This window comes from Pseudomonas chlororaphis, from assembly GCA_001023535.1.
Classification (GTDB): Bacteria; Pseudomonadota; Gammaproteobacteria; order Pseudomonadales; family Pseudomonadaceae; genus Aquipseudomonas; species Aquipseudomonas chlororaphis_E.
Genome location: CP011020.1, coordinates 5258678 through 5285205 on the forward strand (window position 1 = coordinate 5258678; position 26528 = coordinate 5285205).

The following is a 26528-nucleotide window of genomic DNA, read 5'->3' on the forward strand; positions in this document are numbered from 1 at the left end:
CGATGCCCGTTCCCTACCATGACGCCAGCGTCTTCCTGGCCCAGCTCGACGAAGACTGGCAACGACACGTCGAAGCGACCGGCCCCTGCCTGTTGCAGCCCAGGCCAACCCGCGATCCCTACGAAGCGCTGGTGCGGGCGATTGCCTATCAGCAACTGCATGCCAAGGCCGGCGATGCGATTCACGGCCGCTTGCTGGCGTTGTTCCCGGGCCAGGCCTTCCCAACACCCGAGCAATTGCTGGCCACCGACGTCGCGCAGATGCGCGGCTGCGGCTTTTCCGCCAGCAAGATCGCCACCATTCACGGCATCGCCCAGGCGACGCTGGACGGAATCGTGCCGGATTACCCCACCGCGCTGGCCATGGACAACGAAGCGCTGGTCGAACGCCTGATCACCCTGCGCGGCGTGGGGCGCTGGACCGTGGAGATGCTGTTGATTTACAGCCTGGAGCGCCCCGATATCCTACCGGTCGATGACTTTGGGGTTCGAGAGGGCTACCGACGGCTGAAAAGACTGGAACAACAACCCAGTCGCCGGCAGATGCTGGACATCGGCCAGGCCTGGAGCCCTTATCGGACGGTGGCGGCGTGGTACCTGTGGCGAATGCCGAAATAATGTTGGCTGCACCGACGTCTTCGCGAGCAAGCCCGCTCCCACACTGACCGAGAGCGGGCAGAAGACCCGACACAGATCCCCTGTGGGAGCGGGCTTGCTCGCGAAGGCGGTCTCATGGCCAGCCTCAACTCAACTTGCCATGACACAGATTGTCTAGGCTGTACTGAGTCATTTCCAATCCCACTGGAGGCTCCCCATGCAGCTAGAAGGATCCTGCCACTGCGGCGCGGTGTCGTTCACCCTCGACAGTGCTCACCCCTACCCTTATCAGCGCTGTTACTGCTCAATCTGCCGCAAGACCCAGGGCGGTGGTGGTTTTGCGATCAACCTGGGTGGCGATGCGCGGACCTTGAAAGTGCGCGGGCGCAAGCACATCTCGGTCTACCACGCGCGGCTCAAGGACGAAGGCGATGAACGCGCCCACCGCAGCAGTGCCGAACGACATTTCTGTTCCTTGTGCGGTTCGGGGCTATGGCTGTTCAGCCCCGAATGGCCGGAGCTGATTCATCCCTTTGCCTCGGCCATCGACACACCGCTGCCGGTACCGCCGGAGCACACCCACCTGATGCTGGGTTCCAGGGCGCCGTGGGTGGAAGTCGAGGCGCATCCGGATGACCAGCTGTTCGAGGTTTATCCCGAGGAGTCCATTGCTCGGTGGCATGAGCGCCTGGGGCTGGTCACTTAGAAATGCAGTGCTGCATAAGGCCCCTTCGCGAGCAAGCTCGCTCCCACATTGGACTTGGGAAGTTCACAAATCCCTGTGGGAGCGAGCTTGCTCGCGATGGCGTCAAGGCAAACAGCCCTATGCCGCAGGCACACCACTGTGGAAACGAAACTCCACATCCGGCGATTCGATCAGCTCCCGCTCGGCCTCGCGGACCTTGTCGATCACCTGGGCAATGTCCTTCGCGTCCCCGTACTGGTAGGCCAGTTTCAGATACCCCTGGAAATGCCGGGCCTCGCTTTTCAACAGGCCGAAATAGAACTTGCCCAGCTCTTCGTCCAGATGCGGCACCAACGCCTCGAAACGCTCGCAACTGCGCGCTTCGATGAAAGCGCCCACCACCAGGGTGTCCACCAGCTTGACCGGTTCATGGCTGCGCACCACCTTGCGCAGCCCCGAGGCGTAGCGCCCGGCCGAGAGTTGGCGCAAACCGATCTTGCGTTTTTTCATCAGGCGCATGACCTGCTCGTGATGCACCAGCTCTTCCCGGGCCAGGCGCGACATCAGGTTGATCAGGTCGACGTGGGAATGGTACTTGGCGATCAGGCTCAGGGCGGTACTGGCGGCCTTGAACTCGCAGTTCTTGTGGTCGATCAGCAAGGTTTCCTGGTCGGCCAATGCCGCCTGGACCCAACCGTCGGGTGTACGGCAGCCAAGGAACTCGTGGATTTCGGGAAGGATCATGGGGCTCACGGACAAAGGTAATCGAGCGAAGGGCGCCGATTATACCGGCCCGCCTCAAGACCACCAGCCACGACTGTTGATATGCATCAAGTCGACGGTTGACCCACAGCAACTATAGTTGAGCAACGCCATGCCTTTTCATTGCAGGAGACGCCGATCATGCAAGCCATTCGCAGCATCCTGGTGGTCATCGAACCCGAACATGCGGAAAGCCTGGCGCTCAAGCGCGCCAAGTTGATCGCCGGCGTGACCCAGGCCCACCTGCATCTGTTGGTCTGCGACAAGCGGCATGACCATGCCGGCCTGCTGAGTGTGCTCAAAGCCGGGTTGGCGGCGGACGGCTACAGCGTGACGACCGAACAGGCCTGGAACGAAAGCCTTCATGAAACCATCATCGACGTGCAACAGGCCGAAGGTTGCGGCCTGGTGATCAAGCAGCACTTCCCCGACAGCCCGCTGAAGAAAGCCCTGCTCACCCCCGCCGACTGGAAACTGTTGCGCCATTGCCCGACCCCGGTGCTGCTGGTGAAAACCGCCGGTTCATGGAAGGACAAGGTGATCCTGGCCGCCGTTGACGTGGGCAATGCCGACGGCGAGCACCGCCACCTGCACACCACCATCATCGACCACGGCTACGACATCGCCGGCCTGGCCAAGGGGCACCTGCACGTCATCAGTGCCCACCCCTCGCCAATGCTCTCGGCGGCCGACCCGACCTTCCAGCTCAAGGAAACCATCGAGGCCCGTTATCGCGAACAATGCCGGGCGTTCCAGGCAGAATTCGACATCGACGACCAGCACCTGCACGTCGCCGAAGGCCCGGCGGACGTATTGATCCCGTTCATGGCCTACAAGCTGCAGGCGGCGGTGACGGTGATCGGCACCGTGGCCCGCTCCGGGCTGTCCGGGGCCCTGATTGGCAACACCGCCGAAGCGGTGCTCGATACGCTGGAAAGCGACGTGCTGGTGCTCAAGCCGCAGGAGGTGGAGGACCATCTGGTAGAGCTGGCGGTCAAGGATTGAAGCGAACCGATCTTGTGGCGAGGGGATTTATCCCCGCTGGGCCGCGAAGCGGCCCCAAATCAGGCAACCGAGCATGTCAGGTCGATCGTATCGACCACACTAGGGCTGCTTCGCAGCCCAACGGGGATAAATCCCCTCGCCACAGGTGTTTCTGCAGTTCCCAGGCGGCACATCACTGTCTCAACCGCCAAACGCATCCTTGAGAAACCCTGGCGCAATGTAGCGCTGGTAATGGGCTTCGGACAAAAGGAAAAACTCTCGATCGATGGCGTCCCGCAGGTCCGGCAGCTCCCAATCGCGGAACTCCGGCAGCAATACCATGCCGTAGGCTTCCAGATTATTGATGACCCGCGCGCCGCGGGCGATCAACTGATAGGCCCAGCAATACTCCGACTGGTGCGGCACGAAGCGGATCTTTCGATCTTCGAGCTGCCGGCGCAGCAGGCCGGGGTCGAACACCTCCAGCTTGGCCACCATCACCTGCACCAGCAACTGCTCCAGGCGCATCCACACCGCGCGCTTCTCGTCCTCGTTGTAGCCGTTCCAGTGGATCACTTCATGGTGGAACCGCTTGCAGCCCCGGCACACCAGGTCACCGTAGACAGTGGAGCAAAGGCCGACACAAGGGGTCTTGATGAGCTGGTTGGGCATAAGGAAAAACACACGCAAAAGCAGGACAGGCCGGCATGTTAGCCCTTTGTCTAAGATTGATCACCCCTCAAACTTCCCGCTCGAACTTACCTTTAATTTTTTTTTGCCGTAGAATCAGCCAGCCTTTTAAGGCGCCAATGTCCGTTAGAAGCTGTTTTCAAAGCGTCACGAGCACAGTCGTTCCTTCAGAGCGGTGTTGGCGGAGGGTCTTTCCAGCGGGGAAAGCCCAACGCCAACCCTCATCAGCTCCCCGTTCTGCAGGCGTAAAACTTTGAAAGCAGCTTCTGTGAGGAACCCCGGAAACTCTGGCGTGGTGGCCCAAAAAGCCCCCGACGCGCATGAGTACCGCGGGTTTCTGGATGAGCGTCCCGGACACCCATTTGGGACCACTGATGAGGGTAATAACTGTGCTTGAAGCCTACCGCAAACATATCGAAGAGCGCGCCGCACTGGGTATCGTTCCCCAGCCGCTTAACGCCGAACAAACCGCAGGCCTGATCGAGCTGCTGAAAAATCCTCCGGCGGGCGAAGAAGCTTTCCTCGTTGACCTGATCACCAATCGCGTTCCGCCTGGAGTCGACGAAGCCGCCTACGTCAAGGCCGGTTTCCTCTCCGCACTGGCCAAGGGCCAGGCCCAATCCCCCCTGCTGGACAAGAAGCGTGCCGTCGAGCTGCTCGGCACCATGCAGGGCGGCTACAACATCGTGACCCTGGTCGAGCTGCTGGACGACGCCGAACTGGCGCCAGTGGCCGCCGAAGAACTCAAGCACACCCTGCTGATGTTCGACGCCTTCCACGACGTGGCTGAAAAAGCCAAGAACGGCAACGTTCACGCCAAGGCCGTGCTGCAATCCTGGGCCGAAGGCGAGTGGTTCAAGAAGCGCCCGGTGCTGGCCGACAAGATCAGCCTGCGCGTGTTCAAGGTTCCTGGCGAAACCAACACCGACGACCTGTCCCCTGCCCCGGACGCCTGGTCGCGCCCTGATATCCCGCTGCACGCCCTGGCCATGCTGAAAATGGCCCGTGACGGCATCGTTCCGGACGAGCAAGGCAAGACCGGCCCGATGAAGCAGATCGAAGAAATGCGCGGCCAGGGCTTCCCGATCGCCTACGTCGGCGACGTGGTCGGCACCGGTTCCTCGCGTAAATCCGCCACCAACTCGGTGCTGTGGTTCTTCGGCGACGACATCCCGTACGTACCGAACAAGCGTGCCGGTGGTTTCTGCTTCGGCAGCAAGATCGCCCCGATCTTCTACAACACCATGGAAGACGCCGGCGCCCTGCCGATCGAATTCGACGTGTCGAACATGAACATGGGCGACGTGATCGACCTGTACCCGCATGCCGGCAAGGTCTGCAAGCACGGTACCGACGAAGTCATCACCACGTTCGAAATGAAGACCCCGGTCCTGCTCGACGAAGTGCGTGCCGGCGGCCGTATCCCGCTGATCATCGGCCGTGGCCTGACCGAGAAGGCGCGCGCCGAGCTGGGCCTGCCACCGTTCGACCTGTTCAAGAAGCCTGAAGCACCTGCCGAAAGCACCAAGGGCTTCACCCTGGCGCAGAAGATGGTCGGCAAGGCTTGCGGCGTAGCCGGTGTGCGTCCTGGCACCTACTGCGAACCGAAGATGACCACCGTGGGCTCCCAGGACACCACCGGTCCGATGACCCGTGACGAGCTGAAAGACCTGGCCTGCCTGGGCTTCTCCGCTGACCTGGTGATGCAGTCCTTCTGCCACACCGCGGCGTATCCGAAGCCGATCGACGTGACCACCCACCATACCCTGCCTGACTTCATCATGACCCGCGGCGGCGTTTCCCTGCGTCCGGGCGACGGCATCATCCACTCGTGGCTGAACCGCATGCTGCTGCCAGACACCGTGGGCACCGGTGGTGACTCGCACACCCGCTTCCCGATGGGCATCTCGTTCCCGGCCGGTTCTGGCCTGGTGGCGTTTGCCGCAGCCACCGGCGTCATGCCGCTGGACATGCCGGAATCGATCCTGGTGCGCTTCAAAGGCAAGATGAAGCCTGGCATCACCCTGCGTGACCTGGTTCATGCCATTCCTTACTTCGCCATCCAGAAAGGCCTGCTGACAGTCGAGAAGAAAGGCAAGAAAAACGCCTTCTCCGGCCGCATCCTGGAAATCGAAGGCCTGGAAAACCTGACCCTGGAACAGGCTTTCGAGCTGTCCGACGCCTCGGCCGAACGTTCCGCCGCCGGTTGCACCATCAAGCTGTCGAAAGAGTCGATCACCGAGTACCTGCAGTCCAACATCACCCTGCTGCGCTGGATGATCGGCGAAGGCTACGGCGATGCCCGGACCCTGGAGCGTCGTGCACAAGCGATGGAAGCCTGGATCGCCAACCCAGAGCTGATGGAAGCCGATGCCGACGCCGAATACGCCGAAGTCATCGAAATCGACCTGGCCGACATCAGCGAGCCTGTGCTCTGCGCGCCGAACGACCCGGACGACGCCCGTCTGCTCTCCAGCGTTGCTGGCGAGAAGATCGACGAAGTGTTCATCGGTTCGTGCATGACCAACATCGGTCACTTCCGCGCCGCCGGCAAGCTGCTGGATCAGGTCAAGGGCCAGCTGCCAACCCGCCTGTGGTTGTCGCCGCCGACCAAGATGGACGCTCACCAGCTGACCGAAGAAGGCTACTACGGCATCTACGGCAAGGCCGGTGCACGGATGGAAATGCCAGGTTGCTCGCTGTGCATGGGTAACCAGGCACGCGTGGAGCCGAACTCCACCGTGGTGTCGACGTCGACCCGTAACTTCCCGAACCGTCTGGGCGACGGCGCGAACGTCTACCTGGCTTCGGCCGAGCTGGCGTCCGTGGCTTCGATCCTGGGTCGCCTGCCGACCGTCGAGGAGTACCTGGAATACGCCGGCAAGATCGACAGCATGGCAGCGGACGTGTACCGCTACCTGAGCTTCGACCAGATCGCCGAGTTCCGTGAAGCGGCTGCAAACGCCAACATCCCGGTCGTTCAAGCCTAAGGCTTAGACGCTCGACTGAAACGCCGCCCCTCTTGTGAGGGGCGGCGTTTTTTTATGCCTGTAGATTGGTGCCAGCCGAACCATCGCCTTCGCGGGCAAGCCCGCTCCCACAGGGATGGAGGTGAACCTGACTCCCATCAACACCACAAAACCACTGTGGGAGCGGGCTTGCCCGCGAAGGCGTCAGCTCAGCCAACATCTTCGTGCCTGATCCAACGCTTTCGCGAGCAAGCTCGCTCCCACAAGGTAGGGGTTGCGGGTCAGGCGGCGAGGGAGTAGACCAGCGCGGTGATCGCCACCAGGCCCACCAGCACCACAAAGACATTCGACGCCTGGCCACGATAACGGGCCATGGCCGGGACTTTGCGGATGGCGTACATCGGCATCAGGAACAGGATGGCCGCGATCACCGGGCCGCCCAGGGTCTCGATCATGCCCAGGATGCTCGGGTTGAGCGTGGCGACGATCCAGCACACCACCAGCATGAACGCGGCCGTGAGGCGGTCCAGGGTCTTGGGAGCGGGACGACGGCCGCTCTTGACGATCAGCCCCTTGAGGCCTTCGCTCGCACCGATGTAGTGCCCGAGGAACGACTTGGAGATGGCCACGAACGCAATCAACGGCGCCGCAAAGGCAATGGTCGGATTACTGAAGTGGTTGGCCAGGTACGACAGGATCGACAGGTTCTGCGCCTTGGCCTCGGCCAGTTGCGCCGGGGACAGGGTCAACACGCAACTGAACACGAAGAACAGCACCATCACCACCATCAACACATGGGCACGCGACAGGATCTGCGCGCTACGCGCTTGGGCATTGGCGCCGTAACGGCGCTTCTGGTCCACCGCAAACGCCGAGATGATCGGCGAATGGTTGAACGAAAACACCATCACCGGGATCGCCAGCCACAAGGTGTGCAGCAGCGCGGAAGGCTCAGGCACCGTCGACGCGGTACTCAGGATGCCACCATTCCAGTGCGGGACCAGGAAGACCGCCAGGAACAGCAGCGCCACGATGAACGGGTAGACCATCAGGCTCATCGCCTTGACGATCACCTGCTCGCCGCAACGCACCACCGCCAGCAGGCCGAGGATCAGCACCAGCGAGAGTACCGCCCGGGGAGGCGGCTGAATGTGCAGTTGATGCTCCAGGAAGCTGCCCACGGTATTGGTCAGCGCCACGCTGTAGATCAGCAGGATCGGGAAAATCGCGAAGAAGTACAGCAGCGTGATCAGCGCACCGGCCTTGATGCCGAAATGCTCTTCCACCACCTCGGTGATGTCGGCGCCATCACGACCGGACAGCACGAAGCGGGTCAACCCACGGTGGGCATAGAACGTCATGGGGAATGCCAGCAGGGCCAGGATCAGCAGCGGCCAGAAACCGCCGAGGCCCGCATTGATCGGTAAAAACAGCGTGCCCGCACCGATGGCGGTGCCAAACAGCCCGAGCATCCAGGTCGTGTCCTGGCGACTCCATTGATCGAGAGTGGCTGGGGCTGTCGTTTCAAAGCGCTCTTCGACGCTATTGGCCTGATCATTCATCCGGTCGGATCTCCGCGTTCCGGTCACATGCACCCGGCCAAGACGAGTCGGAAAACCCCGACAGGCAGCGCCCTGGCCGAAACAGGGGCGCGATTGTCCGGGATTAGCGAGCAGAAGCAAAGGCTTAGCTGAGGAGTGGTTGCTCATCACAACAAAAATGCCGGGGCACGCGCTGGCCAGGCTATCGCCGCTTTACACCAGCTCCTACACTCAGGACAAAATGCAACCTGTGGGAGCGAGCCTGCTCGCTCCCACGCTGATTGAGCCCGCCCGATCGCGCCAAAGCCCAAAGGAGCACAGCATGCCCGTCACCGTTCTGGTACTGGTTGAAACCGTCAATGAATACCTGCCGATCCTCGAGCGCCAGGGCTATCACCTGGAACTGGCGCCGACGCCGGCCGAGCGCAAGGCCGCGATTTTCGAACATGGCGAACGGTTCAACGCGGTGCTGACCCGTGGTCCCCTGGGCTTGACGGCGGAGGAAATGGCCGCCCTGCCCAACCTGCAGATCATCTGCGTGATCGGCGCCGGCTACGAGCAGGTCGACCTGCAGGCAGCGCGCAGCCGCGGCATCGTGGTGACCAACGGCGCCGGGGTCAACGCCTCCTCGGTGGCCGACCATGCCATGGCACTGCTGCTGGCGTTGGTGCGCGACATCCCCCGGGCCGACGCCAGCGTGCGCCGGGGCGAGTGGTCCAAGGTCATGCGCCCGTCCCTGGCCGGCAAGCGACTGGGCGTGCTCGGGCTGGGCGCCGTGGGCATGGCGATTGCCAAACGGGCCGCCCTCGGCTTCGACATGAGCGTCAGCTACCACAATCGCCGGATGCGCAACGACGTGCCCTATACCTTCTGCGCCACGCCGACGGAACTGGCACGGGCTTCGGATTTCCTGGTCGTCGCCACGCCCGGCGGCCTGGATACGCGCCAGTTGATCAACAAGCAGGCCCTCGATGCCCTGGGCCCGAACGGTTTTCTGGTGAACATCGCCCGGGCCAGCGTGGTTGCAACCGCCGAACTGATCAGCGCCCTTGAACACCGGCGGATTGCCGGGGCGGCCCTGGATGTGTTCGATCACGAGCCCGAAGTGCCGGATGCGCTGAAAAGCCTGCCCAATGTGGTCCTGACTCCCCATGTGGCCGGCCTGTCACCGGAAGCGACCCGTGGCACGGTCGAGTTGGTCGGCCAGAACCTGGACGCATTCTTTTCAGGCAAACCGGTGTTGACCCCGGTCCCGCTGCCCGAGTCCTACAGCTGATCGTGGCAGGGGCGCTCGCGCCCTCGCCACAGGACAGGGCTTACAGCACCCCCAGCAACGTCCACAGCCGTCGGGATTCGGCGTCGGCGCTGATCAACTCGCCCAGCAGCTCGCTCAACGGTTTGTTGCCCCACTCCACGCCCCGCCGGATCAAATAGGGCACCGGGCTGTGGGGCTCGGTGCGGGCCAGGTAACCGGCAATGACCAGCAGTTGGCGATAGGCTTCTTCGCGGTTGGCCGGTTCCTGGAAGACCTGGGCCGGCACCGCCTGTGACGGCTCGGCCGACGTCGCAGCCCTCGGCGCAGCGGGTGCCGGCGCGACGCTGGGTTGTTGTGGGTGCATCGCAATGAACTCCTCTACCAAGGCCAGCCAGGCCTGCATCACATCCTGCAGGGGTTTGTAGCTCGGGGCCAGTTGGTCCAGGCAGGCATCGCTCCAGGCTTGGAGCCGTTGCAGGTGTTGCAGGCTCAACATCAGGCTGCCCTGGCGATGCAACCAGAACGACAACGGCGTGCCGCGAATCAGTTCGTCGAGTTTCTTTTGATCGGTCCGCGCCGTCTCGACCGCGACCTTGGCGCTCTTGCTGTCATTGCCCAGCACCAGCCGGCGTTGCAGGCGTTGCCAGTCATGCAGGCAGAAATTGGCGTAGGTCGGGTCATCGCCATCGAGCAACGGCACCCGGGTCAGCAGCACCTCACTGTAGCGTCGCACCAACCACTCCAACGGCATCACCCGCCAGGAGCAGTCGCCGTCCTCGGCCTGGGGGTGCAAGTGCTCCGGGTAGCGTTCGCACAGGCCCGCCACCAGCGCCAAGCTGCCCGGCAAGCCCTCCAGGCCCGACAGGTGCAGCCAGGCCTCCCCCAGCCAGGCGCTGATCATCAGGTCCTTGCTGCGCTCAAGCAGCAGCAGGGTGGCGAGCCGTTCCAGCTCCGGCCATTGGGCGCGCTTGATCGGCGACTCCCAGACACCAGCAGGCAGACTGGTGTCGTCCTCGCGACGCAACTCGCGCAATCGGTCGTACACCGGTTCGTAGCGCAAATCCTGGCCACAGGGCGCCTGGGCGTCGAGCGGTTCCAGCAGTTGCGTGACCAATTCGGGCAATGGGCTGATCGGCAAGCTCATGGGGTCTCCTCACGGGTGGCGATGGTCGACGTCGACGAGGTCGCCATGAACGGCGAACGGGGCGCCCGGGTCGGCAGCGGCGGCATCGACAGCGGCAGCTTCGAGCCCTGGCTCATCAACGACACGCGCACGAACATCAGGGTTTGCCGGGCGACGCGATCCTGGGCCAGGCCCTGAGGCTGCGGGGCCTGCGTCGGATTGCGGGCGATCACCGGCAACTGCAAGGTCAACGGGAAATCGGTGTAGTCGACGTTGGGTTGGCGCTGGGCCGACACCAGCGAACGCATCAGGCGCAGCAATGACCACGGCCCCTGGTACTGCCAACCCGCCTCCAGGTCGCGCACCACCAGGTTCGGCTGCAGGGGGTCGTTGGCCGGACGCTGGTAGCCGTTGCGCGCCCAGCGCAGCGTCAGACTGACGGGTTGCCCGACCATCCAGCGCAGATTCTGCTGGGCCTCGCCCGGGTAGTTGATCTGTTGGTTGCCGGCGCTCAAATCCCAGGCGATCACCTGGTCGGCGCCACGTTCCTGCTCGCGATCGGTGCGCCAGCGCACGTCCATCTCCACGCCGAGAAGGCCACTTTTGTCCCGCACGAACAGCGGCCCGAGCCAGGTACCGGCCTGTTTCAAGCCCTTGAGAAAATCTTCGGCGGCCAGGCGGTCCGGGGTCTGGCTCAGGGTCAGCCCCGCCTGGGCCAGGGGCAAGCGGGTGTCGATCAACTCCAGCAGCCGCTGCACCCGCGCCGGGTCAGCGTCGCTGGCGCGCACATCCTGGGAAAACGGAAAGCGCCCGGCCAGGTACTGATTGAAGTAGTCGGCCAGGTCATTCCAGGCGGTCGCCGCCTGGTTCTGCTGTAGGTACAGGCAGCGTTGCAGGGCACTCTGTTGCAGCGCGACCGCACGCTGGGCCACGTCGCCGCGCCCGCCGGACAGGTTGGAGGTCTGCAGGATCTGCGCGCAGGAGGCCGTGTCCATCTCGATGAAGTCGCGGCTCACCAACTGTTCGAACTGCGCCGCCGAACTTGCCGGGTTCTGGCTCTTGTACTTGAGCAACTCGTCATTGAGGGCCATGAACCGCGCCACCTGGTCATGTTCCAGGGCCGACAGGTTGTCCTGCTGGACGATCAGCCATTCCAGCGCCGGCATACGCTGCTCGGCGATCTGCAACATGGCGGCGAACTGCTGGTTGAGGTTCAGCTTCAGGTCCTGGGGATCGGTGGCGCCATACAGTTGCAGGCCAAAGTTCTTCGACCCGTTCCAGCGCTGGACATCCGCCCGCTGGCTGAACAGCGGCTGGGCTTCGATCTCCTGCTGGGCGCTCCTGATCTGCGCCAGGGCGCGGCGATTGAGCAAGCGCTGCAAGCGCGTCGCCAGATCGCTGCGGTGCACGTCCATGAAGGCTTTTTGCAAGGCCACTGCCTGGGTGGTTTGCACGTTGAAGGGCATGCCCGGCAACTGTTCGTCGCTCTCATCCAGGCTCAGCCACATCGCCCGGGCCGCGGCGCCTTCAGCCGCCTGGATCAGCGCCTCCCGGTAAACCGGCGGGATGCGCGACAGTTCCTCGTTGGTGTAGCTCTTGTAGCTGGCGAAGTAATTCAGGGCCACGCTGAAGTCATCGCTGCCGCTGCCCTGCCCTGTTGGATCGGTGTCGCTGTCCGACGGGGCCTTCTGCAACGCCAACGCGACGAAATCACGTTTGAACAAGGCTTGGACCGCGCCGTTCAGCGCCGTGACGTGATCCTGCAACACCAACAGCCCACTGCCCTGTTGCACCAGCAAGTTGTCCCGGGAACCGGCCTGGACAATCCACTGGTCGCGAAAACTCTGCTGCAGCTTCGCCGCCTGGCTCTCCAGGTCCTGCTCGATGTCGGGACCAAGCAGCGTGCTGTGGCCGACCTTGTCCATCAGTTGTGTGTAACCGGGCACCAGGTCCTGACCCTTGCCGCGCCCCCAGGCCGCATTGGTCAGGCTCACCAGTGTTTGCAAATCGTCGATCAGCGCCATCAGGTCTTCGAGCTCGCTCAAGGAGTTGCCGCCACCGGCCTCCAGCCGTTGCAGGTGCAGCTTGAGGTAGCCGGCCTGGCGCACGAAGTTGTCCGCCAGGAAGTAATGATCGAGCCAGCGCTGCATCAGGCCGGTGAAATTGTCCGAGACCACCGGTCGCGCGGCGTTCAGGTCCAGCCCCTTCAAATCATCGTTGTGGGCGTCAAACAGCACCCGGTTGTAGAAGCGTGCGCGGCTCAAGGTGCCGGTGTTGAGGTTCAGCGACAACGCGTTGTCACTCAGTTGCACCAGTTCATCCAGGGGCGCCTTGGGGTTGTTCACCGCCTGGTTGAAGAGTTGGTTGTGCTGCTCCAGGCGTACCGCCCGCTCCACCAGGTCCTTGGCCTTCACGTAGCTCTGCCATTGCGCCGGGTCTTCACTTTGCACGTTGCCACGTCGCTCGGTGTTGCGGATCGCCTTGAGCTGCTCCAGGTCCGCCGCCAGCAGGTCGCGCAACGGCAGTATCCAATGGTGCCGGGCCGTCAGGCGCAAGCCCTCCTCCAATTGCGTGTCCACCGAGGAAAACCACGACGTCGGGAACACCACCGAGACGAAGCGCCAGCGCGGTGCCTTCTCCAGCATGCTCCAATAGTTCTGCACATTGTGTCGGGTCGGTTCCAGACGGGGCTTGTCCGGGTCGAGCACCCAATGGTTCTTGTGGGTGCTGAGGATCAGTTGCGAGAGCTCCTCGGCCTGTTCGATCGAGTCCTGCCAGACCCAGACCATGCCCCCCATCCAGGCCAACCCAACCACCAGCGCCACCGCACCGGCCAACCGATGCCAACGCTGGCGCAAGCGCAACAGTCGGGGCACCGGCTGCGCCAGGCCGCGCTCGGCCACCAGCCGCCGTGCCCACAACTGCCGGGCGAACACCGTCTGACGCAAGGCGCTGTCACTGGCGATCACGGCGTCGGCGCCAGTGGCCGACGCCTGGCTGGCGGTGAAATACACACCGCGAAAACGCGGCGCCTCGCCTTGGGCATTGCCTTGGAACACCGGCTCCAGAAGGATCTGCAAGGCTCGGCGCAAACCTTCGAAGCGCTCCGGCAGCCCATAGAGATCACTGCTCAATTGGCCCGACAGCGCCCCGATTTCGATGATCGATTGCGACAACGCGGCATTGACCTGATCCAGCGCCTGATCGCTCCATTGCGACTGCCACGCCGCCTCCGGCAGGTAGGGTGACGACCAGCCCAGCGTCGATTCCCGTGCCTCGGCGGGCAGTGCGCTGATCAATTCCTGGAAGCCGGGCAGTTCTTGCATCCCGGTAATCACCACGTACACCGGCAGACTCAGGCCGAAGCGTTGCAGCAGGTCGATGAAACTGCGCCGGACCTTAAGGCTAAAGTCGGCGGTGTGCTCAATGTCGCCGAGCCGGTCGAACGGCACGGTCCAGATCACCGCATCCAGTGGCCGCTTGCTGCGCAAGCGCAGGAGCAGTCCCAACAGGCGCCACCAATTGCCCCGCTGCCGGTTCATGCCTTCCTCGGGCAGGAACAACGCCTGGGGCACCACCAGCACCGCGCCCTCGGCATCCGACCACCAGCGGCCAAACCACGCCGCCTTGTCCGTCGGTTGCAGGCGCCATTGGGCGCACAGCTGGGCCCCGTCAGTGTCGTTGCCGAGCATCAGCAGCCAGGGCATCTGGTAGCGGTCCCGCACGCCTTGCTCTTGCTCCATGTGGCGCACGGCCCCATAGAAACTGCGGATCGCCGCCCCGCCCTGGGTGCGCAGCCACCAGAGCGCCGCCACCACCAACAGCACCAGAAGAATGGCGAGCACCACCAGCGCGACGATGCTCAAAGGGCTCATGAGTCCTGCTCCTGGACCACCGATTCGTTCAGTTGCAGCACCGGTTCGAGTGCCCCACGGATGTCGCGCCAGAACACCTGCCCCAACCCCGTCAGCAACACCACCATCGCCAGGATCGCCAGCCCCAGACGCAACCCGTCCGGCAGGGATTGCTGCGCCGGCAACCGCAGCGGCGGTGCCGCCGCCGACAGCGCCAGGCGTTCGCTGACATCGACAAAGTCCGGTTCGTGCTGCCAGGCGAAGGTGAACAGCGCCACCCGCCATTTTTCATGCAGGACCTGGCCAGGCTCGCCCCGCAGGCGGCCCTGGAAACCGAGGATCAAACATTGCAGGTAGACATTGGCCAGGTCGCGGGTGCCGGGCATCTGCTCATCCAGCAGTTTCTTGATCGCCGCGGGCAAGCGCTCGCCGGCCTGGCGACTGGAATACATTCGCGATTCGAGCGGATGCTGCTGCCAGGCCAGTTGCCCTGGCCACGGGGTGAACAGCAGGGTTTCGTCCACCAGGGCGACGAAGGCATAGACCACCGACTTGACCTGCTCGCTCGCGGCGTCGCCAACGGTGGCGAACGCCATTCGCCACAGGCGCTGGGCGCAGCGCCCGGAAAACTCCACCACGCGGCTGACCACGACGGCGGGGTCGCTTTCCTTGGGCAGGTCCTGCCATTCCTGGGACCACTTCAGCCAGGCCTGGCGAAAAGCGCTGCTCAGCGGCGCCTCGTGCAGACCCCGAACCGCCCCGCCACTTCCGTCTGGCATACGACTCCCCTTTTGCGATCAGGCACTTTCACCGGCTTGCGCCACGAACAACACCACTTGCCACGGGCTGCTGGCCTGGGCCGACGCCGGCGCCACGATGTGCAGCGGCAATTGCCCGTCGAACCATTGCCCGCTGGCGGCCACCACAAACAGACGGGTGTCGTCGCCGACGCTGTAGGCGACCTGCTCATTGCGGCTCATGGCCTGGTGGGGCAACCCGCTCATGCGCTGTCGACTCAGCAGCGGTACATGGGGCGCGGAGGCGATGATCGCGCCACGCAGCCATTCACCCGCCGCCTGCTCGCTGGCGCCGTTGGGCATGCGCAGGCCGATCACCAGGCGTTGGGTCGGTTGGTCGTCGGGTAACTGGATCGAGAAGACCTGGTCGTTACGTTCGAAGGCCAGGCTGCGATAACCGGCGCGGATCAACTCCAGGGTGGTCTCCAGCCAGTCGAGCAACGGCTCGTAGCCGCGCTGCAATTCGAGGAAATCCAGCGGCGCGAAAGCCGGCACGCCCGCCAGCGGATCGAGGGCCGACCACGCGCCAGCCAACCCCAGCAGCGCGCCGTAAAGCGATTGCGGCGTCGCCACCCGGGTGTTCAGCGCCCCTTCGACTTCCGGCAGCCGCGCCCACAGCGCCGTCAATTGTCGACGGATCTCCAGGGCGTCGTCCTGGTTGCCGGCGGCCTGGGCCTGGCGCAACCGGCCGGCGAGGAACATGCATTTTTCCCGCGCCCGGGCACACAGCCCGACGATGCGCCGGCCCAACAGCGATTCCGGCAACAGGACCGGCGTCGGTGGCGTGTAGGGCACGCGCCAGAAGCCGCCGCCCTCCTTGCGAATGCGCAGCAGCGGCAGGCAGATCGAGTCGGCCCGGCTCAACTGCGTGCACAGCCTGGGGTTGGGTCGCCAGACCGTGATCGACTCGGGAAACTCGCCGCTGGTCAGGTCTGGCAATGCCTCGCCGACCACCGATTGCAGGCGCCCCTTGAGCGGCAGCAGTTGCCCGGCACGCCAGAGCGGACTGACGGCCAGGTACACGGTCACGGTGGCGTCGTCGGTCTTGTTGACCGCCTCGTTGATGTCCAGCTCCAGGGTCGGCCCGACCCCGGCCTGCAGGTTGACCGCCAACCCGTCCGGCAAGGTGCCTTGCAGTTGCAGCAGCCGCACCTGGCCGGCGCTCAGGGCCGAGGGGTCGACGTCCAGTTGACTGACGCCCCAGAACCAGGGGTTGCAGGCACCGGCGAAATGCGCGGCCAGGGCCTCGGCGCGCAGCCCTTGCAATTGAAAATGCTGGGGCAGCAATTGCATGCCCTCATGCCAGCACACCGCGTCAGGTAACAGACTCATACGACTCCCTTCGACATCTCAATGTCGCCGCTCCCAGGGCGGCCCGCGGTCACTCGGGCTGGCCGTCATTGACCAGTGTCATCTCACGACTTTCGAACTTCAGCCAGGCCGTGCGCTGGTCGTCCAGCCGAAGCCGGTGGGCTCCGGGAGTGTTATAGCTGGCGAAGACCAAAAGTCCAGCGGCACGCCGCCCCTCCAAGGGGAAGGGCTGATGGTCGATGAATTGCCCCGGCACCAGCTCCAGTCCCCAGACCGCCATGCGTTGACGATAATCGCGCTGGAACTGTTCGCGTTCGGCAAACCATTGGCGGGCGGTGATCCCCGACAACTGCTTGAGCAGGTCCGGGTCTTCGACGGCGATGAAATCCACCGCGATCGGCGTGTTGTCATTGGCCCCGGAAGCGACGTCCAGGGTCAGGCTGTCCAGGTCGACGCTGGGAGCAAAGAGCGAGCAACCGGTGAGCACCAGGCTCAAAAAAAATCCGGAAAAAAACACACGCAAAATGAATCTTCCTTTTCTCAGCGGTCAAAAATTGTTTTTGCTTGCATTTTTATAGACCTGTTCTAGCGTCTTGGATAGTTCGGCCAGCACGGTCGAATGCGCCAGGTTCGTCAAGGGAATGACAGGTTTTCTGCCCTTCATTTGCAACCTGTGGATCAGCAAGGGATTGCGATGAGCGGGCCTCCCGATGCATTGCGCCCCACATGCATCGGAGACGGCCACCATGGCAGAAAGTACCCAGCACAAGCTCGACCGAGTTCGCCCTCCCCGCGTCCAGATCACCTATGACGTGGAAATCGGCAACGCCATCGAGAAAAAGGAATTGCCACTGGTGGTCGGCATCCTGGCCGACCTCTCGGGCAAGCCATTGGACCCGTTGCCCAAGCTCAATGAGCGGCGATTCACGGAGATCGACCGGGACAATTTCAACGAGGTGCTCGCCTCCATCTCCCCACGTGCCACGCTCCAGGTGAACAACACCCTCAGTGGCGACGACAGCAAGCTCAACATCGAACTCAACTTCCGCCACATCGACGACTTCGACCCGGTCAAGGTCGTGGAGCAGGTCACCCCGCTGCGGCGCTTGTTCGAAGCCCGCCAACGCCTGCGCGACCTGCTGACCAAGCTCGATGGCAACGACGACCTGGACAAGCTGCTGCGCGACGTGATCGCCAACACCGAGGGCCTGCAGGAGATCAAGTCGGCGCGGCCCCAGGACGCCTCGCCGGAACAGCCCGCCGTAGCCGCCAACGATGACCCGGCCCCCGCCGAACCAAAGGCCTGATCGCGCTCATCATTCAAGGGAGATAAAGCCATGCCTGCTTCATCCAGCGCTCAAACCAGCGAGAGCACGACCCAGACCCTGTCCCTGCTGGACAAGATCATCGCCGAGGGCCGCATGGCCCACGACGACAGCCAGCAGGACTACGCCCGCGACATGCTGGCCGAATTCGCCACCCAGGTTCTCGACGAAGGCATGGCCATCGACAAGGACACCGTGGCGATGATCAACGACCGCATCAGCCAGATCGACGAATTGATCAGCGCCCAGCTCAACGAAGTGCTGCACCATCCCGAGCTGCAGAAACTCGAAGCCTCCTGGCGCGGCCTGCACCTGTTGGTGCAGAACACCGAAACCAGCACCCGGCTCAAGTTGCGCCTGCTCAACGTGACCCAGAAGGAGCTGCAGAACGACCTGGAGAAGGCCGTCGAATTCGACCAGAGCGCGCTGTTCAAGAAGATCTACGAAGAAGAATACGGCACCTTCGGCGGGCACCCGTTCAGCCTGCTGGTGGGCGACTACACCTTCGGCCGGCACCCGCAGGACATCGGCCTGCTGGAAAAACTCTCGAACGTGGCGGCAGCGGCGCATGCGCCGTTCATTGCCGCCGCCAGCCCCCGGTTGTTCGACATGACCAGTTTCACCGAACTGGCGGTTCCCCGTGACCTGTCGAAGATTTTCGAGAGCCAGGAACTGATCAAGTGGCGCTCGTTCCGCGAAAGCGAAGACTCGCGCTATGTGTCCCTGGTGCTGCCGCACTTCCTGTTGCGCCTGCCCTATGGGCCGGACACTCTGCCGGTGGAAGGCATCAACTACGTCGAGGACGTCAACGGCACCGACCACAGCAAGTACCTGTGGGGCAACGCCGCCTGGGCGCTGTCGCAACGCATCACCGAGGCCTTCGCCAAGTACGGCTGGTGCGCGGCGATCCGCGGCGCCGAGGGCGGTGGCGCGGTGGAAGGCCTGCCGGCCCATACCTTCCGCACCAGCTCCGGGGACCTTTCGCTCAAGTGCCCGACCGAAGTGGCGATCACCGACCGCCGCGAAAAAGAACTCAACGACCTCGGTTTCATTTCCCTGTGCCACAAGAAAAACAGCGACGTGGCGGTGTTCTTCGGCGGCCAGACCACCAACAAGGCCAAGCTCTACAACACCAATGAAGCCAACGCCAACGCGCGCATCTCGGCGATGCTGCCGTACGTGCTGGCGGCCTCGCGCTTCGCCCACTATCTGAAGGTAATCATGCGCGACAAGGTCGGCAGCTTCATGACCCGCGACAACGTGCAGACCTACCTCAACAACTGGATCGCCGACTACGTCCTGATCAACGACAACGCGCCGCAGGAGATCAAGGCGCAGTACCCGTTGCGCGAGGCGCGGGTGGACGTGACGGAAGTGGCCGGCAAGCCGGGCGCCTACAAGGCCACGGTGTTCCTGCGGCCGCACTTCCAGCTCGAGGAACTGACCGCGTCGATCCGCCTGGTGGCGACCCTGCCGCCACCGGTTGCGGCCTGACGACGCATAGGACCGTGACAGAGAAACCTGTGGCGAGGGAGCTTGCTCCCGCTGGAGTGCGGAGCGCTCCCAAGATTTTTGGGGCTACTTCTTAGCCCAGCGGGAGCAAGCTCCCTCGCCACAGGTTCAGTGCTTGGCCCTAATCAATCGATATCCCTTCTCTGGAGTCCCACACCATGGATGCAATCATTCTCGACCTCGGCGGCGACATCAAGGGCGACAGCCTGCTGGAGGGCTTCACGGACAAGATCGAGGTCATGTCCTACAGCCACAACGTGGCCATGCAGGTCACCAATGACGTCAGCAACTCGGAGCGCACCTCCGGCCGGCCGCACATCGGTGAGTTCACCCTGACCAAGTTCATCGACAGCTCCACGCCCTCGCTCAACGAGTATTGCTGCGCCGGCAAGCCGATCCCACAGGCCGTCATCACCATCGGCCGCAACGCCGCCGAGGGCAGCGGCAAGATCATGCCGTTCATCGTCTACACCCTCACCAACGTCGTGCTGTCCAACGTCAGCGTCAGCGGCGGCACGGGCGGCAAGCCGGTGGAAACCCTGTCGCTGAACTTCACCAAGATCAAATGGGAGCTCACCGCCCAGAAAGACGACGGCACCAAGGAAGGTACGGCGGGCACGACCTGGGACCTGGCGGCCAACAAAATGACCAAGTAAGGAGGCTGCGCCATGGCCGGCTTCGGGTTTCGTCCGCCGCTGTTCGAACGCCTGGCCAGCCCGGCGGACGACACCGGTCGGGCGTTCGATCGCCAGGCGTTGCAGGACTCGGTCCACACCGAACTGTCGCGGCTGTTCAACACCCGGCGCGGGCCACGGGCACTGACCGAGCCACCGAGCATCCTCGACTACGGCATTGCCGACTGGACCGCGCTGCAACAGCAACGCAGCGATGATCGGCGCCAACTGACCCGGGAGATCCGCCAGGCGGTCAGCCACTTCGAACCTCGCCTGCGCCTGGGCGAGGTACAGGTCTGCCCGGTGCCCGGTCAGCCACAACAGTTGTGCATCCGGCTGCTGGGCGAACTGCGCGGCGACCCCCACGCCTGGCCGGTGGCCTTTGTGATCGAGCCCGCCGACGACGGCCTTGAGGTGCGCCATGAGCGACTCGATTGACCCGCAACTGCTGGACTATTATCAGCGCGAACTGACCTGGCTGCGTCACGCCGGGAGCCTGTTCGCCGAACGCTACCCCAAGGTCGCCCGGCGCCTGGAGTTGTCCCCTGGCGAATGCCCGGACCCCCACGTCGAGCGCCTGCTGGAGGGTTTCGCGTTATTGGCGGCGCGCCTGCAACGTCGGCTGGACGACGATTACGCCGAGTTCAGCGACGCCCTGCTCGAACAGCTCTACCCGTTGGCCATGCGCCCGTTGCCATCGTGTGCCATCGTCCAGTTCGAACCCGACCCGAGCAAGGGCAACCTCGACGAGGGCTACCCCCTGCCCCGCGACACGCCGTTGTTCGTCACCACTGACAAGGGCCAGAGCATTCACTTTCGCACCACCGCCGCCGTGCATCTGTGGCCGCTGGAAATCAGCGAGGCGCTGCTACTGGGCAGCGACGAGGCCCAAGCGCTGACCGGGGTGGTCCAGGCCCGTTCGGCCTTGCGCCTGAACCTGCGTTGCCTGGGTGAAAGCCAGTGGTCGACACTGGGGATCGAGCACCTGCGGGTGCACCTAGCCGCCTCGCCGATCATCAATGCCTGGCTCTATGACCTGTTGGGCGCCCACGCCATCAAGGTCCTCGCCGGGCCACCCGGCAGCGTGCCGGAGCCACTGGCCGGCCTGCCGCAAATAGTCGGTTTCGGCAGCGACCAGGCCTTGCTGCCGGACGAGGACGGCGTGCACCCGGGTATGCGTCTGCTGGCTGAGTACTTTGCCTTCCCCGACAAATTCGGTTTCTTCGACCTGCCACTGGCCGGCGCGAACAGCGACAACGCCTCCCTGTACCTCTACATCGTGTTCGACCGCGCTCCGGCCAGCCGCCTGCCGCTCCAGGCCAGCGACATCGCGCTGGGCTGCACCCCGGTGATCAACCTGTTCCCCAGAACTTCGGAACCGCTGCGCCCGGACGGCACTCGCAGTGAATACCGCCTGGTGGCCGACAGTCATCGGGAAAACAGCGTCGAGATCCACAGCATCCGTGGCATGCGCGCCAGTTCCAGCCAGGGCGTGCGCAAGGTGCCGGCCTACTACGGCAGCCAGCATGGCAACGACCCGTCGTGCTACTGGCATGCACGGCGGGTCAGCGGCATGAGCCCGAACCGGCTGGGCACCGACCTGATGGTCAGTCTGGTGGACACCCGGTTCGACCCACTGGCCGAGACCCGCGACTACAGCCTCACCGCCGAACTGCTCTGCACCAACCGACACCTGGCCCAGAGCCTGCCCGCCGGCACCCCGCTGGGCTTCGAGCGCCCGGGGCCGGTGGCCTGGGCCCGCCTGCGCAACCCACCGAGCCCGCAAAGCCTGCCGCGACTGGACGGCGAGTCGCGCTGGCGACTGGTGTCGCAATTGACCCTCAACCATTTGTCCCTGGTGGAAGGCCCCCAGGCGCTCGATGCCCTGCGCGAGATCCTGGAACTGCATAACCTGCGCGACGAGGCCAGCGCCCGGCGCCAGATCGACGGCGTGTTGGGGCTGGGCTGCGAACGGGTCATCGCCCATGTTGGCGAGGACGCCTGGCGCGGTTGGCGCAACGGCCTGGAAGTGCGCCTGCAACTGGACCCGCAGCATTTCGTCGGCAGCAGCGCCGTGCTGTTCTCCGGGGTGCTGGCGCAGTTCTTTTCCCTCTACGCCACCGCCAACCGCTTCGTGCGCACGGTGCTGGTCCAGTCCGACAAGGAGGTGAAGACATGGCAACCCCAAGCCGGCAAGCCCCTGACGCTCTGAACCTGAGCCAACGCCTGCGACGCGACCCGCAACGCTTCGAATGGCTCCAGGCGCTATTGGTGCTGGAACGCGAGCATCCCCAGGCCGAAACCCTCGGCAGCGGCACTGCCCCGCACGCCGAGGCGCTGCGCCTGCGCGGGCCGCTGACGCCCGTGTTCGCCGCCAGCGAAGTCGAGCGCCTGGAGCAGGACACCGGCTCACCACCGACCCTGACCACACCGATCTTCGGCCTCGGCGGCCCGGACGGTCCGCTGCCCTACGCCTACCAGGAATGGCTGCAACAACGGGCACGGGCGCGGGACCACGCCCCAGCGGAATTTCTCGACCTGTTCCAGCATCGTCTGCTCAGCCTGCTGTACAAGGTGATGCGCAAGCACCGCATTGCCTTGGGCTTCACCGCCCCCGGGGCTTCGGCCGTACAGGCGCAGTTGCGGGCGCTGACCGGCCTGCTGCCCAAGGCCCTGCAAGAGCGCCAGGCCGCTCCCGATTGCGCCGTGCTCGCCTGCACCGCGCTGTACGCCGACGGCCGTCGTTCCCTGGCCGGCTTCGCGGCCATTGTCCGTGAGCAATTCGGCCTGCCCGTGGAACTGACCGGCTATGCCGGGGGCTGGCGGGAAATCCCGCCGGCCAGCCGCAGCCGCTTGCAGGCCGGGGGACGCAACCTGTGCCTGGGCCGCACGGCCGTGGCCGGGACCCGGGTCTGGGACGAGCATGCCGGCGTGCGCCTGACCCTGGGCCCACTGAGCACCGTCCAGGCCAACGGCCTGCTGCCTGACGGCGACGTCCATCCGCTGCTCGCCAGTCTCTATGCCTTGTATTTCGGCCCGGACCTGGACTGCACGCTGGTGCTGCTGGTCCGTGGCGCCGGGCCGTTGCAACTCGGCCACTCGACGGCGCCGCGCTTGAGCTGGAACGGCGGCCTGCAACGCCAGCCGAGCCTGGCCGTGCAACGCATCGAAACCCGCCTTCGTCAGCCGGAGATCGCCTGAAATGGAACTGGCCAGCCTGATCGGACGCCTCAACCCGGACAACCGCCGCGCCTTGGAACGGGCCGCGCAACGCTGCCTGCAACGCGGCCATCATTACGTCGAGATCGAACACCTGTTGCTGGAACTGCTGGACATCGAAGGGGGTGACTTCGCCTGCCTGCTGCCGCGCTTCGGCCTGGAACGCGACGCCGTGGCGACTGAAACCAATCGGGCCCTGGAGCTGTTCAAGTCCGGCAGCACTCGCACCCCCGCCCTGTCGGCGCAGACCATCGGCCTGCTGGAGGATGCCGTGGTGCAGGCCAGCGTGCTAGGCCTGGACAGCATCCGTTCCGGGCTGTTGTTGCTGGCCCTGCTCGATCGCGACGAGCGCCGCGGCTTGCTGCTCAACAGTGCTTCATCGCTGCTGCGCATCCCCCGGGACGCCCTGCGCACCCACCTGCTGGAGTGGACCGAAAGCTCCCGCGAACATACCGGCGGCGTACGCACTGCCAAGCCTGGCGAGGCGCCGCAAAAGCAGGACCCGGTACTCGACCAGTACACCCAGGACCTGACCGCCGACGCCCGGGAAGGTCGCATCGACCCGATCGTCGGACGCGACGGCGAGATCCGCCAATGCATCGACATTCTGCTCAGGCGTCGGCAGAACAACCCGATCCTGGTGGGCGCCCCGGGCGTCGGCAAGACCGCCGTGGTGGAAGGCCTGGCCCTGCGCATCGCCGCCGCAGATGTGCCGCCGTCATTGCAAGAGGTGACGCTGCGGGTGCTCGACCTGGGCCTGTTGCAGGCCGGCGCGGGCGTCAAGGGTGAATTCGAGCAACGCCTCAAGGGTGTGATCGACGCGGTACGCAGCGCCGAAAAACCCATCATCCTGTTCATCGACGAAGCCCACACGTTGATCGGTGCCGGCGGTGCCGAAGGTGGCAGCGATGCCGCCAACCTACTCAAGCCGGCCCTGGCCCGGGGCGAACTGCGCACCCTGGCCGCCACCACCTGGCTGGAGTACAAGAAATACTTCGAGAAAGACCCGGCCCTGACCCGCCGCTTCCAACTGGTGCAGGTCGAAGAACCAGACGAACTCACCGCCGTGGAAATGCTCCGTGGCGTCGCCACTAAATTGGAGCAGCACCACGGCGTGCAGGTGTTGGACGCGGCCATCCACGAAGCGGTGAAGCTGTCCCATCGCTACATTTCAGGACGCCAGTTGCCGGACAAGGCCATCAGCGTGCTCGACACCGCCTGCGCCCGGGTCGCCCTCGGCCAGCACGACGTACCGCCGCCGCTGGAAAGCCTGCGGCACCGCCAGAACAGCCTCAAGGATGAAGTCGAGCGCCTGCGACGCGAGCAAGCCACCGGCCTGGATCACCGCGAACGCATCACCCTGCTGGAAAGCGAATCGGCCAGCAACGTGCAGGCCATCCGCGAGCTGGAAACCCGCTGGGGCGAAGAACGCGAAGCAGTGCGCGAGCTGCTCGACACCCGGCGCGAACTGCTGGCCCTGAGCGAACGGGCCGATGCTGAAAAACCCGACACCGAAGTCGATAACCGCATCGATCACCTGGCCGCCGAACTGCTGCGCCTGGAAGCCGGCCTCGATGCCATTCGCCAGGACGATCCCCTGGTGCCCGAACAGGTGGACAGCAAGACCGTCGCCGCCGTGATCGCCGGCTGGACCGGCATCCCGGTGGGCAAGATGCTCGCCGACGAGGCCCACGCCGTGCGCACCCTGGGCCAGCGCATGGGGCAACGGGTGATGGGCCAGGGCCCGGCGCTCGACACCATCGCCCAACGCCTGCAAGCCTACCGCGCCGGCCTCACCGACCCGCAGAAACCGGTCGGGGTGTTCCTGCTGGTGGGCCCCACCGGCGTGGGCAAGACCGAAACCGCCTACGCCCTGGCCGATGCCTTGTACGGCGGCGAACGCAACCTGATCAGCATCAACCTTTCGGAATACCAGGAAGCCCACACCGTCAGCCAGCTCAAAGGCGCCCCGCCCGGCTACGTCGGCTACGGCAGCGGTGGCGTGCTCACCGAAGCGGTGCGGCGCAAACCCTATTCGGTGGTGCTGCTGGACGAAATCGAGAAGGCTCACCCCGATGTGCTCGAAGCGTTCTACAACGTCTTCGACAAGGGGCTGATGGAGGACGGCACCGGCCTGGTGGTGGACTTCAAGAACACCGTGATGCTCGCCACCAGCAACGTCGGTGCCGAATTGCTGCTGGACACCCCGGCTGCGCAACTGGGCAGCGATGCCTTCAACGAAGCCTTGCGCAAGGTGTTGTTGCAAGCGTTTCGTCCGGCCTTCCTGGCGCGCATGACGGTGGTGGCGTACCGGCCGCTGGATGAGGCAACGCTGGAGGGGATCGTGTTGGCGAAGTTGGAAAAACTGCGTGCACGCTACAAGGCCGCGACGGGCAAGCCGTTCGAGTTCGACCCCGGGATCGTCAAGGCCGTGCTCGCCAAATGCAGCGCGGCCGGCGCGCGGGATATCGAGAATGTGCTGATGACGCAGGTGACGGGGAAGTTGGCGCAGTGGGCCCTGGAATAAACGCAACGCCGATGCAGCGCAGGGGGGTGGCCTTATGAGAATTGGCAGTTTCAACGTGGAAAAAAACGGCAAGTCCTCCACGCTGGAAAAGCAGACGCAGGTGGATATCTTTCTCCACAACTGCTGCTCCAGCAATTACTGGGACGCGGACATTGTTTTCCTGTGTGAAATACATTCGGCGCAGATCGATAACTACCGTTCGAACCTGGCTGCCATTTACAAAAACTACAGCGTCTATTCCTTCACCGGCGGTCATTCGAATGCCTACATCGTCCTGGTCAAAAGCTTCGAGAGGTTGCAGGTGGTCAGCCAGGGCAGCCTCTTCACCTTGAACAGGGACCTGATTGCCGTCGAAGCCCACGGCGTGAAGGGCTACACCGGCTACGTATTTCTTGCCCATTTCAAGTCGGGACAGAACGGTGTGACCAAAAGCCAGCTTAAGTCCTGCACGGCCTTGGGCGGCAAGTGGGTGGCGACCGGCGATCTGAACCTGGATTACCAGAAGGTGGGAGAACTCGACACCGCCGGGCTGGCTTATGAGTGCTGGGGCGGCCAACAAACCCAAAGCAAGGGCGGCATCCTCGACTGGGTGCTGGCCTCCGTGGATGTCGCTGTCACGCCGGTCGACATCACGGGGCTCGCCCACGTGTTCGATATGTCCGGCCCCGATCACCGCCCCATCCTGTTCGATGTCAGAGGCTGAG

21 protein-coding genes are annotated in these 26528 nt (G+C 64.2%); 13 read left to right on the plus strand and 8 right to left on the minus strand.

Going from position 1 to position 26528, the window contains the following annotated elements:
- Positions 1-2: 2 nt before the first annotated feature.
- The gene (locus VM99_22930) at positions 3-617 is read left to right on the plus strand and encodes a DNA-3-methyladenine glycosylase (protein ID AKK00784.1); all 615 of its coding nucleotides are present in this window, start codon (positions 3-5) and stop codon (positions 615-617) included.
- 196 nt (positions 618-813) lie between these two features.
- The gene (locus tag VM99_22935; protein ID AKK00785.1) at positions 814-1302 is read left to right on the plus strand and encodes an alanine acetyltransferase; all 489 of its coding nucleotides are present in this window, start codon (positions 814-816) and stop codon (positions 1300-1302) included.
- Between the two features lie 117 nt (positions 1303-1419).
- Here VM99_22935 and VM99_22940 read toward each other — a convergent pair whose 3' ends face one another.
- On the minus strand, positions 1420-2025 hold the full coding sequence (locus tag VM99_22940) for a tRNA hydroxylase (GenBank protein ID AKK00786.1): 606 nt from the start codon (positions 2023-2025) through the stop codon (positions 1420-1422).
- Between the two features lie 159 nt (positions 2026-2184).
- On the opposite strand from VM99_22940, the gene VM99_22945 reads away from it, so the two are divergent.
- On the plus strand, positions 2185-3048 hold the full coding sequence (locus VM99_22945; GenBank protein AKK00787.1) for a universal stress protein UspA: 864 nt from the start codon (positions 2185-2187) through the stop codon (positions 3046-3048).
- Positions 3049-3228: 180 nt separating this feature from the next.
- Here the strand turns inward: VM99_22945 and VM99_22950 are convergent, their stop codons facing one another.
- Positions 3229-3699 carry a Fe-S protein gene (locus tag VM99_22950; protein ID AKK00788.1) on the minus strand — a complete coding sequence of 157 codons (471 nt, stop codon included), beginning with the start codon at positions 3697-3699 and terminating at the stop codon, positions 3229-3231.
- Positions 3700-4106: 407 nt separating this feature from the next.
- Between VM99_22950 and VM99_22955 the strand changes: the two genes are divergently transcribed.
- Positions 4107-6707, plus strand: coding sequence for a bifunctional aconitate hydratase 2/2-methylisocitrate dehydratase (locus VM99_22955; GenBank protein AKK00789.1), 2601 nt, complete (start codon positions 4107-4109; stop codon positions 6705-6707).
- A 260-nt stretch (positions 6708-6967) separates the two neighbouring features.
- Here VM99_22955 and VM99_22960 read toward each other — a convergent pair whose 3' ends face one another.
- Positions 6968-8248 carry a serine/threonine protein kinase gene (locus VM99_22960; protein AKK00790.1) on the minus strand — a complete coding sequence of 427 codons (1281 nt, stop codon included), beginning with the start codon at positions 8246-8248 and terminating at the stop codon, positions 6968-6970.
- A 301-nt stretch (positions 8249-8549) separates the two neighbouring features.
- On the opposite strand from VM99_22960, the gene VM99_22965 reads away from it, so the two are divergent.
- The gene (locus VM99_22965) at positions 8550-9503 is read left to right on the plus strand and encodes a 2-hydroxyacid dehydrogenase (protein AKK00791.1); all 954 of its coding nucleotides are present in this window, start codon (positions 8550-8552) and stop codon (positions 9501-9503) included.
- Between the two features lie 40 nt (positions 9504-9543).
- Here the strand turns inward: VM99_22965 and VM99_22970 are convergent, their stop codons facing one another.
- The 5 genes from VM99_22970 to VM99_22990 are packed head-to-tail and all read right to left on the minus strand — an operon-like array spanning position 9544 to position 17090.
- On the minus strand, positions 9544-10626 hold the full coding sequence (locus tag VM99_22970) for a type VI secretion protein (GenBank protein ID AKK00792.1): 1083 nt from the start codon (positions 10624-10626) through the stop codon (positions 9544-9546).
- Positions 10623-14480: a type VI secretion system protein ImpL gene (locus VM99_22975; GenBank protein AKK00793.1), complete on the minus strand. Its 3858-nt coding sequence runs from the start codon at positions 14478-14480 to the stop codon at positions 10623-10625. Before VM99_22975 ends, VM99_22970 begins: the two co-directional genes overlap by 4 nt.
- Positions 14477-15238 carry a type VI secretion system protein ImpK gene (locus tag VM99_22980; GenBank protein ID AKK00794.1) on the minus strand — a complete coding sequence of 254 codons (762 nt, stop codon included), beginning with the start codon at positions 15236-15238 and terminating at the stop codon, positions 14477-14479. Before VM99_22980 ends, VM99_22975 begins: the two co-directional genes overlap by 4 nt.
- 18 nt (positions 15239-15256) lie before the next feature.
- Positions 15257-16588, minus strand: a complete 1332-nt coding sequence (locus VM99_22985; GenBank protein ID AKK00795.1) for a type VI secretion protein — start codon at positions 16586-16588, stop codon at positions 15257-15259.
- 49 nt (positions 16589-16637) lie between these two features.
- The gene (locus VM99_22990) at positions 16638-17090 is read right to left on the minus strand and encodes a type VI secretion protein (GenBank protein AKK00796.1); all 453 of its coding nucleotides are present in this window, start codon (positions 17088-17090) and stop codon (positions 16638-16640) included.
- A gap of 223 nt (positions 17091-17313) precedes the next feature.
- On the opposite strand from VM99_22990, the gene VM99_22995 reads away from it, so the two are divergent.
- The 8 genes from VM99_22995 to VM99_23030 all read left to right on the plus strand — a co-directional run bounded on the left by VM99_22995 (position 17314) and on the right by VM99_23030 (position 26527).
- Positions 17314-17874 carry a type VI secretion protein gene (locus tag VM99_22995; GenBank protein AKK00797.1) on the plus strand — a complete coding sequence of 187 codons (561 nt, stop codon included), beginning with the start codon at positions 17314-17316 and terminating at the stop codon, positions 17872-17874.
- Between the two features lie 30 nt (positions 17875-17904).
- Complete coding sequence (locus tag VM99_23000; protein ID AKK00798.1) at positions 17905-19386, plus strand: EvpB family type VI secretion protein; 1482 nt, start codon at positions 17905-17907, stop codon at positions 19384-19386.
- Between the two features lie 176 nt (positions 19387-19562).
- Positions 19563-20060, plus strand: coding sequence for a type VI secretion effector protein (Hcp) (locus VM99_23005; GenBank protein ID AKK00799.1), 498 nt, complete (start codon positions 19563-19565; stop codon positions 20058-20060).
- A 12-nt stretch (positions 20061-20072) separates the two neighbouring features.
- Positions 20073-20516 carry a type VI secretion protein gene (locus VM99_23010; GenBank protein ID AKK00800.1) on the plus strand — a complete coding sequence of 148 codons (444 nt, stop codon included), beginning with the start codon at positions 20073-20075 and terminating at the stop codon, positions 20514-20516.
- On the plus strand, positions 20500-22290 hold the full coding sequence (locus tag VM99_23015; GenBank protein AKK00801.1) for a type VI secretion system protein ImpG: 1791 nt from the start codon (positions 20500-20502) through the stop codon (positions 22288-22290). The genes VM99_23010 and VM99_23015 overlap by 17 nt, the downstream gene beginning before the upstream one ends.
- Positions 22254-23279, plus strand: coding sequence for a type VI secretion protein (locus tag VM99_23020; protein AKK00802.1), 1026 nt, complete (start codon positions 22254-22256; stop codon positions 23277-23279). Before VM99_23015 ends, VM99_23020 begins: the two co-directional genes overlap by 37 nt.
- Before the next feature lies 1 nt (position 23280).
- Positions 23281-25824: an ATPase gene (locus VM99_23025; protein ID AKK00803.1), complete on the plus strand. Its 2544-nt coding sequence runs from the start codon at positions 23281-23283 to the stop codon at positions 25822-25824.
- A gap of 34 nt (positions 25825-25858) precedes the next feature.
- Positions 25859-26527 (plus strand): hypothetical protein, encoded by a 669-nt coding sequence (locus VM99_23030; protein ID AKK00804.1) that lies wholly within the window; start codon positions 25859-25861, stop codon positions 26525-26527.
- Position 26528 lies beyond the last annotated feature (1 nt).